This window comes from Corynebacterium sp. MSK044, assembly GCF_030232825.1.
Taxonomy (GTDB): Bacteria; Actinomycetota; Actinomycetes; order Mycobacteriales; family Mycobacteriaceae; genus Corynebacterium.
Window position 1 is genome coordinate 1 of record NZ_JASPJJ010000004.1, and the last position, 9,862, is coordinate 9,862.

8 protein-coding genes are annotated in these 9,862 nt (G+C 62.4%); all 8 read left to right on the forward strand.

The annotated features are described in order from the left end of the window. Positions 1-256 precede the first annotated feature (256 nt). The 8 genes from QP994_RS03580 to rplL all read left to right on the forward strand — a co-directional run bounded on the left by QP994_RS03580 (position 257) and on the right by rplL (position 9,421). Entirely contained in the window at positions 257-1,741 is a 1,485-nt protein-coding gene (locus QP994_RS03580) for a TIGR03773 family transporter-associated surface protein (protein ID WP_284865416.1), read from the forward strand. Beyond that, positions 1,738-3,336, forward strand: a complete 1,599-nt coding sequence (locus tag QP994_RS03585) for an anchored repeat ABC transporter, substrate-binding protein (protein WP_284865417.1) — start codon at positions 1,738-1,740, stop codon at positions 3,334-3,336. Before QP994_RS03580 ends, QP994_RS03585 begins: the two co-directional genes overlap by 4 nt. Beyond that, a complete protein-coding gene (locus tag QP994_RS03590; protein WP_284865418.1) occupies positions 3,333-4,277 on the forward strand; it encodes a choice-of-anchor M domain-containing protein in 945 nt (314 codons plus the stop codon). The genes QP994_RS03585 and QP994_RS03590 overlap by 4 nt, the downstream gene beginning before the upstream one ends. Further along, a complete protein-coding gene (locus QP994_RS03595; protein ID WP_284856333.1) occupies positions 4,277-5,056 on the forward strand; it encodes an anchored repeat-type ABC transporter ATP-binding subunit in 780 nt (259 codons plus the stop codon). Before QP994_RS03590 ends, QP994_RS03595 begins: the two co-directional genes overlap by 1 nt. Then, positions 5,049-5,954 (forward strand): anchored repeat-type ABC transporter permease subunit, encoded by a 906-nt coding sequence (locus tag QP994_RS03600; protein ID WP_284865419.1) that lies wholly within the window; start codon positions 5,049-5,051, stop codon positions 5,952-5,954. Before QP994_RS03595 ends, QP994_RS03600 begins: the two co-directional genes overlap by 8 nt. Next, positions 5,935-8,181 carry a choice-of-anchor M domain-containing protein gene (locus QP994_RS03605; RefSeq protein WP_284865420.1) on the forward strand — a complete coding sequence of 749 codons (2,247 nt, stop codon included), beginning with the start codon at positions 5,935-5,937 and terminating at the stop codon, positions 8,179-8,181. The genes QP994_RS03600 and QP994_RS03605 overlap by 20 nt, the downstream gene beginning before the upstream one ends. Before the next feature lie 261 nt (positions 8,182-8,442). Then, the gene (gene rplJ / locus QP994_RS03610) at positions 8,443-8,967 is read left to right on the forward strand and encodes a 50S ribosomal protein L10 (protein WP_284865421.1); all 525 of its coding nucleotides are present in this window, start codon (positions 8,443-8,445) and stop codon (positions 8,965-8,967) included. A 64-nt stretch (positions 8,968-9,031) separates the two neighbouring features. Next, positions 9,032-9,421 carry a 50S ribosomal protein L7/L12 gene (rplL, locus tag QP994_RS03615; RefSeq protein ID WP_284856337.1) on the forward strand — a complete coding sequence of 130 codons (390 nt, stop codon included), beginning with the start codon at positions 9,032-9,034 and terminating at the stop codon, positions 9,419-9,421. The last annotated feature ends 441 nt before the right edge of the window (positions 9,422-9,862 follow it).

The following is a 9,862-nucleotide window of genomic DNA, read 5'->3' on the forward strand; positions in this document are numbered from 1 at the left end:
AACTGCAGTGTTACTCGATACTCACCATCGCGTTACCCGATAGTCACCACGGTGTTACTAAATGCACGCGCGCAACAGTTGTGCACGGTTCCCAGGAGTTGAGGGCTGCCGGACCACGGCACGGCCACTAACGAACGCTTATTGAAAACGGTTACCGCCAAATGAGGGTGGCCCATCAAGGCGATGTGAAAACGGTTCCCATTTGCACTAGTGTGACGCAAAGTTATTTAGGGAGAAGTGAAAAGGGGTCCCTTCCGTGTTACACTTGAAAGCATTGGTGGTTACGGCATGCGCGTTTCTTGCGATGGCGCTCGGTGTCGGCCCGGCACACGCAGCGGACGTGGTGCTGGACCGTGGTCACGTTGACGTTTTCCATGTTGCTGCCGAGGGCAGCCAGCTGAACCTGGCCCTGCGCGAGGATGTCACCGGCCAACACGTTGTGCGTGACCCGGCGAGTGTTCTGCTTGAAGTGGGGGAGCACACCTACACGGATGACACTGCCCAGGTGCCGGAGATCGGTACTGGTGGCTACTACCTGCCCCAGACGCAGGAGAACGACCGTCTGTGGCCGGGGTGGGACACCAACGACGTGAGGCAGGGCGGTTTTGGTGCCGTGGACGTCACCGTGACGGATATTGCTGGTCCTGGTGAGGTGTGGTTGTTCCAGCAGAAGGGCTTCGGCGGTGTCGGGCCGGTCCTTGCAAACGGGGAGCTGACTATCCAGCCGGGCAGTGTGATCCACCAGGCGGAGCCGTCCCATGTGCATGCGAGCTGGTTGTTCACTCAGCCAGGCACATACACCATGAAGGTCAAGGCCACCGCGGGCGGAACGGAGTCCAACGAGGCGACGTACACGTGGCAGGTTGGTGGTGCATCAGATTCGGCCGAGACGAAAGCTGAACAGCCTCAGCCGGTGGCGGCGCCTAAACAGGAGTCATCAGCGAAACAGCAACAAGCCCCCCAGCAACAAGGGGCACAGCCACAACCGGCTGGTCAGAAGTGTTCCCCGGGACTCCTGCCGCGGGTGAAGGACGATAGGACGTCGCCGGCCGAGTGGAAGGACCCGGCGAGTTTGAGCTTCGGCCTGGGCAATGAGGCGAAGGCGCGACTGCCGCAGGCGGTGGGTTCGGTGCCGGCAGGGGACGTGTGGATGATCGGTTCCGTCCAGCAGGCGGGGGTTCCGTGGCTGGGTGCGAATACGCAGCATCCGTCGTTGTTGCAGCACACCACCGGTGATGTGACGTGGACGATCACTGGCTTCAATGGGCCGGGACCGATGACAGTGTTTACCCAGGGTGGTCTGGGCCAGGTTGTGGGTGAGGAGTGGTTCCGCGCTGATAATGGCAAGGCGCAGGGCACGCACACGATTCCGGCGAATACGCATGTGCATCCGTCGTGGGTCTTCGGTAAGCCGGGCACGTACAAGGTGACTATCGCGCAGTCCGCTAAGACGAAGAGCGGGCAGACGGTGTCCGGGTCGGCCACGCTGACGTTTGTTGTGGGCGGCCAAGGCAATGCGAATAGTGGTCATTTTGATTTTGGTTCGCTTTTCAGTGAAGAGGGCAACTGTGGCGCTAGCTCCGCCGACGGAGCCATGAACGGTGCAGCAGGTGCTAGCGGTGGTGGAACCCTGGCTGACACGGGCATGTCCATCATGACGCTGCCGTTCGCTGTCTTGGGCCTGGGCGTTGTGGTGTTCGGTGCGGGCATGGTGCGGATTTCCCGGAAGCTCTTCGGATGAACAAGGTGAAGGTGCCCCGCGCGTTGGTTGCGCTGGGGTTGGTTGGTGCGCTCGCGGGCTGCGCGGTGGACGGCACCGCCGCGGAGGCGGACGGTGGCAAGGCGAAGGTGGTGGCAACGACGTCCATACTCGCGGACATCGTGGCCAACGTCGCCGGCGATGCAGCGGAGGTGACGGGGTTGATCCCGCCGGGGGCGGATGCGCACACGTATGAGTTGGGGCTGCGCGCCGTGCGCGATATTGCGTACGCGGACGTGGTGTTTACCAATGGGCTGTTGCTGGAGCCACAGCGGCTTATTCGCACGGTGGACACAACCACGCCGGATGGCTCACGGGTTGTGTCCGTGGCGGAGCAGGCGGAACGGCATGGTTTTCAGCCGCGGTTGCTCGTGGAGAACGCTGGCCTGGACGCGCCGTGGCTGGGTCTGCGCGTGGCGGTGCCGGAGGAAGATAAACCGGCGATGCCTAAGACGGCGGTGGCTGACATCGCGGTGAAAGATGTGACGGGCCCGGGAACGATGGCGGCGTACATCGTAGGCACGTTTGGCAGGCCGGAGCTGCTGTTCAACTCCGCGGACGGGCTGGATGGCAAGGATCAAACGACACTGCCCATCGATGCCCACACGCATGTCAGCTGGGCCTTCTCCCAGCCGGGCGTGTACACGGTCACCGTCGGGGCCACCGCACGCCCAGACATCAATGCGGACCCGACTCCGTTGGAGGACCAGACGTTCACCATCGCCGTTGGTGTGAACCCGCATGACGTGCTGCCAGGGGCAGACGTGCTTACCAGCGGGCACGTGGATATTACCGCTGAGTTTGGGGCGGATTATCGGGGGGAGATTGGGTTGGTGGGGGATGCGTCGATAAGCGATGAGCGCACGGTGATCGCTGTGCCGAGCGCGACGCTGCAAGAAGTGCCGGCGGAGCGCGAGTACCGCTTCCTGGGCACCCCGGGCGAAGAGACGTATCTGCTTCCGCAGGCCGTGCTGGGCAAGCATGTGCACGGTGAATTCGATCCGCATTTCTGGCACGACGTGGAGGCCGTGAAGGCCGTGGTGAAGGTCGTGCGGGATGAGCTGAGCGCGGCGGATCCGAGTCACAGCGCGCAGTACAACACGAATGCGGAGAGCTATCTCGCGGAGCTCGACATGCTTAACGACGATGTCAAGACCACCCTGGCGCACATCCCGCAGGATCGCCGCAATCTGGTGACTACCCATGACGGCTACGGCTACCTGGCGGATGCCTACGGGCTGAACCTGGCCGGCTACATCACACCTAATCCGTCGGTGGAGCCGAGTCCGCGCGACATCATTGCGCTGACACGAACCTTGGAAAACCTGCAAGTCCCGGCGGTGTTCTTGGAGCCAGCAGCGAACAGTGCTCCGAGTGATCTCGTGGAGATTGCTGGGCGTCTCGGCGTGGCCGTGTGCACGATCCGCGGCGATGCGTTGGACCCGCCGGGGGCCGGAAACGCGCATTCCTACATCGAGTTCATGCGGGCGAATGCCCATTCACTTGCCTCCTGCCTAGGGGTGCCGGAGGCTTCCGGCACCCCTACCCCGAAGCCCGAAACGAAAGAAGAACTATGAAATTACGCACGACCATCGCTACCCACCTCACCGTTGCAGCGCTCAGCGGGGTGATGCTTACGGGTGCTCCCGCAGCGCTAGCCCAGGGGTCTGCCCAGGACCCGGCTCTCCAGCAAGTCGTGGAGGACAGCGAACAGGTTGCCCCGCTGGGGGAGAAGGCTGTGATCTCCGCTGGACACGCGGATCTTGGTCCGCTGTATGTGGACGGACAGATGCAGCTGATGGTCCGGGATGACTCCAAGGTGCCACCGGTGTGGCGACACTTAGAAGACGTAGTTTTCAAGGTGGCGGATGCAGCCCAGCAAACACTGCCGGAGGGCAACGAGTTTGATTTCACCGGGGCGAAGGGCGGGGACACCGTGTGGGTGGTCCCGCAGAATGAGGTCCAGGGCGTGCCGTGGTTGGGCTGGAATACGCAGTCGCCAAAGGTGGTGGACACTACCGACCACGGTGTGAACCTGGAATTCGGTGGGCATGAGGGCGAAGGAGATTTCTCCTTGTTCTTGCAGTCCGGAGGCTTTTCCCAGCCGCAGCAGCTGTGGAACTCCCGCTTGCCGGGCAACCAGCCGATGTGGGTGGAGCTGAACACGCACACGCACGCCAACTGGGTGTTTACAAAGCCGGGCGTGCACCTGATTGGTGTTCGCGTTGTGGTGAAAGACAAGGACGGGGTGGAGCACGTCAACGAGCAGGTGCTGCGCTTCGCCGTTGGTGATGGCACGGACCCGCAGCAGGCAGCGAACGCCACCTTTGAAGGGCCGTGGCGGAGTGGGGAAGGGGAGGAACAAGGGGACGCGGATAAGCAAAATGGCTCGGTGCTGTGGGTCCTTGGCGGGCTTGTGCTTGCGGTGGTCATCGTGGGCCTCGTGGGCGTGGCGATGATGCGGCGCGCTCGAGCCACGCGGGATGAGGCGCTCACGGAGATCGGCGGGGATGCCTGATGCACCATTACCTGGAAGAACCAGTTTTGCTTGCGGAAGGATTGAGCGTCGACTACGGCGCCGCGAGCGTGTTCGCGGATGTGAGCGTGACTGTGGACGCGGGAGAGTTTGTTGGTGTGCTCGGGCCGAATGGTGCGGGTAAGACGACCTTCATGCGGGCACTGTTGGGTCTGGTCAAGGCACATTCTGGCGAGGTTGAGGTTGCCGGGAAATACGGGAAAAAGCTCCGGGATGCGGTCGGTTATGTACCGCAACGTCACGCCGTGGCCTGGGATTTTCCCATTGACATCTACGCGATGGTGCTCAGCGGTCGCCTGAGCCTGCGCCCATGGTGGCGCCCCGCCAGCCGCGCGGACCATCTCGCTACAGTGCGCGCCATCAAACAGGTCGGCCTGTGGGATCTGCGCGAACGCCCCGTGGGACGGCTCTCCGGTGGTCAGCGTCAGCGCGTTCTTGTTGCTCGTGCGCTCGCGCGTGAACCGAAGCTTTTGCTTCTCGACGAACCCTTCACCGGCCTCGACATCCCCACCACCGAACAGCTGTTGGACCTCTTCCGCGAGCTGGTGGAGGCCGGCGTGGCCGTGGTGATGTCCACGCACAACATCGCCGAGGCGGTGTACTCCTGCGACCGGCTGATCTTGTTCAATCGCGGCATTGTGGCTGATGGCAGCCCGGAGGACCTCGCGGACCCCCAGCCGTGGTCGGAAACTTTTGGTGTGGACCCGAACTCGCGGTGGCTGGCCGGGATTCATGCGGTTCAAGGAGGCGTTCGTGCCTGAGATTAGTTTTGTTCAGTTCCTCATCGACCTGACCAACCCGCAGCTTGGCTTCCTGCCACGCGCCTTGATCGTCGCGGTGATCGCCGCTGTTGTGTGCGCGGTGGTGGGCTGCTACGTGGTGTTGCGTGGCATGGCTTTCATTGGTGATGCGGTGGCGCACGCCGTGTTCCCCGGTATTGCTGTGGCCTTTGCTCTGCAGGTGTCCGTGCTGCTTGGTGGGGCGGTTGCCGGCATGACGGTGGCGGTGTTGATCGCGGTGTTTTCCCAGCGTGAACGGGTGAAAGAAGATACCGCGATTGGTATCTTCTACGCGGCCGCGTTTGCTGTGGGGTTGGTGGTGATCTCCCGCGTGGAGGGCTACACCGCTTCGCTCACCTCTTTCCTCTTTGGCTCCTTGACTGGTGTGTCGGAGCAGGACATGTGGGTGTCCGCCGTTGCCGGCATTCTCATCGTGGCGCTCATGCTGGGCTTGCGTCCTTGGTTCACGGCGGTGAGCCTGGATCGGGAGACCGCCCGCGCCATGAACCTCCCCGTTTTTGTGCTGGATCTCCTGCTGTACCTGGCGGTGACCACAGCAGTGGTGATTTCTGTGCGCACGATCGGCAACATCCTCGTGGTTGCCCTCTTGGTCACCCCGGCAGCAACAGCCCGGATGTTCACGGACAAGCTCGGCGTCATGATGCTGCTTGCCGCCGGCACCGGTGTCGCCGGTTCCATCCTCGGCGTGTGGCTGTCTTGGGCCTATGACACCCCCACCGGCGCCACCGTGGTGCTCTGCCTCACCACTTTCTTTGTGCTCAGCTGGCTCTTTTCACCCCAGCAAGGGTTAGCCACTGAACGTTTCCGCCGCCGTACACGACACGATCTAAGGAAGAACCTTGCTCACTCACCCAACTGATGCTTCTGCTCTTCGTCGCGGTTCAGCTGCCGTGGCTGCTGCGCTCGTGGTCGCGGGCAGTGTCTTGAGCGGCGCCACCGGAATCGCCACCGCCGCTTCGGGCGCACACCGCCCCGGCGACGCGGGTTTCGGCATCGACCTGCCCGCGGGCACCACCATGACAACTACGGAGGGCACCGAAGTGACCCACCCCTGCGCAGGCCGCAAGCTGCTGTACCACTCGCACGTGGATGCGCTCTACGGCACCCGCGACGCACAAGGGGCATTGTCCGTGATGGCGGTGGACGGCCAAGCCGTCGTACCCATGGATGACGTGTGCTTCCGCCTCGCCCCCGACGCGGATCCGGACGGCAACGAGGTCAGCCGTATCACCGTCCCCGACTCTGAGGCGCTGTCCTTCCTGGGTGAACCCGGCGATATTGTGTGGACCGCTCCCCAGTCCGTCAGCTTCTTCGACCAGTGGCGCCCGATCTGGGCGGGCCTTGGCGCCTTCGACCCGAACCACGAGTTGGACGGCCAGATCCCCACCAATTTCGTCGACGACCTCATGTTCTTCGACCTCAAAGACTTCTCCGGGCCCGGCGACATGAACGTCTTCTTTGCCGGCGCGGGCGGCGCTGGGGACGTGGAGCACGCCTTCAGCAGTGCCGATGAAACCAAGCACAGCATCGACTACGAAGTGGGCGCACATGGTCACTTCACCTGGACCTTCACCAAGCCCGGCATCTACGCCACCACGTGGCAAGGTCGTGCCGAGCTTATCGACGGCACCCAGGAACTCACCGACCCCGTCACCATGTACTGGCTCGTCGGCACCGATGCGCAAGCGGGCCTGCCCGAGGGAACCACGACGGAGTTGCGGCCCATCACCAACCCGCTCGCCCCGGTGGACACGCCGATGCCAGCACCAGAACCGTCGCCAAAACCGTCGCCAGACCCCGCGCCGAGCACCCCGCCCCGCTTGCCCAACGCCGCGGAAAAGTGCCACGCGGCCAAGGCGCTCGCAGGTAAGCCGGACACGATCATCACCCACGGCCACCTCGACATTGCTCTCGCTGGCGGCGGGGAGAAGCCAATCACGTTTGAGCTTCTCGACGGCTCCGACCCCTCCAACACCATCTCCCGCCCCAGTGGCACATTCGCACTGACCGTCCCGGACGCGGCGAAGGTGGAGCCATCCGACAAGATCCGCGCGACCTTGCCTGGCAATCCGCAAACCTTGTGGTCCCTGCCTCAGTCACAGAAGTCCGGCATGCCATGGCCAGGCTTTTCCACGGACCACCTCGCCCCCGACACTCTCGCGCCGGGCAGCGCCGTCACCGTTTCTATCAGTGATTTCACTGGCCCCGGCCGGATGCTGGCGTGGCATGAATCCCTCGGTGGTCTCAAAATCGCGTTTGATTCCCACGACCGCAGCCACGTGATGAAGTACCCAGCACGCTCCCACGATCACATGGCCTTCGGTTTTGATCGGCCGGGCTACTACACGGTGCAGTTCAACGTCAGCGGCAAAACCGCGGCGGGGGAGAGCATCGACCATTCCATCGACGTGCCCTTCCTTGTCGGCGACAAAACCATTGCTGCCACCCAAGCGCACAAGGCTGCCGGCTATGCAGACCTTGGTGATGCGGATGAACTGTGCGCCGGTTTCCCCTCTGCCCCCTCAGTTGCCAGTCCATGGACCCCGCAGAGCATCGGCCAGATAGGCACCGCTGTGAAGCAGCTCGGCAAAGCCCTCGACGGCACTCTGAAGGCAGCCACCCCCAGCCAGAACGGCACCAAGAGCAAAACCAATAACAGCGTTAGCAACAGCGCCAAGAAACCCGCCGCCAAACCCGCGCCGGGTCAGCCCGCTGGCACTGCGCCCCAGAACCAGGCAGCCGCACCAGCTCCCGCTCCGGCTCCGGCTCCCGCCCACGTTGTCCAGCCCGCGCAAGTAGGTGGCACTGGGGGCGGCACGGATGCGGTTGAGGGTGCCGCGGACGCGGCTCAACCGGTTGAGGTGGGGGAAGAAGGGGCGCCGATTAGATCGTCGATAAGCGGAATGGACGTGCCTGACAGCGACCGTATGGATGGTGCTGGTGGTTTAGCATCGCTTACGGCGGGCGGATTTTGGTCTGGGCTCGCGCTCGGTGTCGGCGTCATGGCCTTGATTGGCGGCATCGTGCTTTTTGATGCGGCACGACGACTGATCAAGGATTTGGAGAAAGCCAAGGGGAAGCGTTAAAGTACTCAACCGAAGTTTGAACGGGTTTAACCCGAGCTCAAGTTTCACCGAAGACCGTCGGTCATCTGCCTTCTAAGGCAGGTCGAAGGATCCCACCCAGGGATCGGCCCACGCAGGAGAAACGTGGCACCTCTCGCGCAACATGCGCACTGCCTCGTGCTTCTGCACGGGGCTTTTTGTCACTTCGCTCCAAAAGGGACGCAAAGTGTTCGAAAGCTCCGGGCGGACAAGACATGAAGTAATGGGAAGGAGGCGTGTGTTATGGCAAACCAGAAGAATGTTGCGGAGCTCAAGGCTCTCAAGGAGAAGTTTGAGGCATCTTCCGCTGTGTTCCTCACCGAGTACCGTGGTCTGACCGTTGGTCAGCTGCAGCAGCTGCGCGGTGATCTGGGCTTTGATGTTGAACTGCACGTCGCCAAGAACACCCTCGTGAAGATCGCTGCTAATGAGCAGGGCATCGAGGGTCTCGATGATCTTCTCACCGGCCCGACCGCCGTTGCCTTCATCCAGGGCGACGCATCGGTTGACGCTGCGAAGGTGATGAAGAAGTTCGCCAAGGAGAACGACAAGTTCATCCTCAAGGGCGGCTACATGGACGGTAACCCTCTCGACGCGGCCCAGCTGGACGCTGTCGCAGAGATGGACAACCGCGAGACCACTCTGGCCAAGCTTGCTGGCGCATTCCAGGGTTCTCTGGCAAAGGCTGCAGGCCTGTTCCAGGCTCCGGCCTCCAAGACGGCACGACTCGTTGCCGCACTGCAGGACAAGCAGGGCGACGCCGCCTAAGGCAAGCCCACCACAAACACACTTACAAGTCGGCCACACAGCCGCATAAAGAAAGGAAGCCACAATGGCTAAGCTCACCAAGGACGAGCTCATTGAGCAGTTCAAGGAAATGACCCTCATCGAGCTCTCCGAGTTCCTGAAGGAATTCGAAGAGGTCTTCGACGTCACCGCTGCTGCTCCGGTTGCAGTTGCTGCTGCTCCGGGCGCTGCTGGCGGCGACGCTGCAGCTGCTGAGGAGAAGGACGAGTTCGACGTCGTTCTCGAGGACGCTGGCGACAAGAAGATCGGCGTGATTAAGGCTGTCCGCGAGATCGTCTCCGGCCTGGGTCTGAAGGACGCCAAGGAGATGGTTGAGGGCGCACCGAAGGCCATCCTCGAGGGCGCTAACAAGGACGACGCTGAGGCTGCAAAGGCCAAGCTGGAAGAGGCTGGCGCAAAGGTCTCCCTCAAGTAAGCGCGTCTACGCATCATGCCCCCGCCGTTTGGTGGGGGCATTTTTGCTTTCTGGTGAGGCGGACTGTGATGCGGTTGGTTTCGGAGTTGCCGCGGTGGTGGTGCCGCTGTCGCTGCCACTGTCGCTGCCGCTGTCGCTGCACGATTTTTGAAAATCGTGCACAACCCCCATTAAAAGACCAGGATTGCTACATACTTTTGAAAATCGTGCAGAACCAGATTGCCCCGAGGGCCGCCCACGACGAACTCCGGGGAGTTGATCGCGGTGGTGTCGCCGTCTGGGGATAAGAAATGCACCCCTAAACGTTCGCGTACTCGTCACCTACGCAGGTGGTGCTCGCACACACAAATAAGGCGCCCTAGGGGGTAGACCGATCCCCGCTCATGCGGGGAGCACATGTTTTCCCGCCCTGATTCTTTCGGTACTGAGGGCTCATCCCCG

Bases quoted from the DNA above. Each gene is read 5' to 3' on its own strand.
- QP994_RS03585 (WP_284865417.1), top strand. From the start codon at position 1,738: ATGAACAAGGTGAAGGTGCCCCGCGCGTTGGTTGCGCTGGGGTTGGTT.
- rplJ (WP_284865421.1), top strand. From the start codon at position 8,443: ATGGCAAACCAGAAGAATGTTGCGGAGCTCAAGGCTCTCAAGGAGAAG.
- rplL (WP_284856337.1), top strand. From the start codon at position 9,032: ATGGCTAAGCTCACCAAGGACGAGCTCATTGAGCAGTTCAAGGAAATG.
- QP994_RS03595 (WP_284856333.1), top strand. From the start codon at position 4,277: ATGCACCATTACCTGGAAGAACCAGTTTTGCTTGCGGAAGGATTGAGC.
- QP994_RS03590 (WP_284865418.1), top strand. From the start codon at position 3,333: ATGAAATTACGCACGACCATCGCTACCCACCTCACCGTTGCAGCGCTC.